1 pseudogene is annotated in these 424 nt (G+C 67.0%); it reads right to left on the bottom strand.

Annotated features, from left to right (window positions below):
* Positions 1-424, bottom strand: a pseudogene (locus tag I6F37_RS41435) (2-isopropylmalate synthase); the annotation flags it as partial.

The following is a 424-nucleotide window of genomic DNA, read 5'->3' as shown; positions in this document are numbered from 1 at the left end:
TCCCCTGCCCCTGCGCAGCGGCCTGGTCGGCCAGCGCTTCGAGCCCCTTCTTGATGGCGTCCTGGTGGGAGCCGGAGAAGGCGGTGTAGACCAGATCCCCCGCGTACGGGTGGCGCGGGTGGACGGCCATGTTGGTGCAGTACTCCACCGTGCGACGAATCTCGTCGATGTCGGAGAAGTCGATCTTCGGGTCGATGCCCTGGCTGAACAAGTTCAGGCCGAGCGTCACGAGGCACACGTTGCCGGTGCGCTCGCCATTGCCGAACAGGCAGCCCTCGATGCGGTCCGCCCCCGCGAGATAGCCCAGCTCGGCTGCCGCGACGGCCGTGCCGCGGTCGTTGTGGGGATGCAGCGAGAGGATGACCTGCCTGCGGCTGTTGAGGTTCCGGCTCATCCACTCGATCTGGTCGGCGTAGATGTTGGG

The sequence above is a fragment of the Bradyrhizobium sp. NBAIM08 genome (genome assembly GCF_020193935.1).
Taxonomy (GTDB): Bacteria; Pseudomonadota; Alphaproteobacteria; order Rhizobiales; family Xanthobacteraceae; genus Bradyrhizobium; species Bradyrhizobium yuanmingense.
The sequence above is the reverse complement of the archived record's forward strand: the minus strand, read 5'-3'. Positions and strand labels throughout refer to the sequence as shown.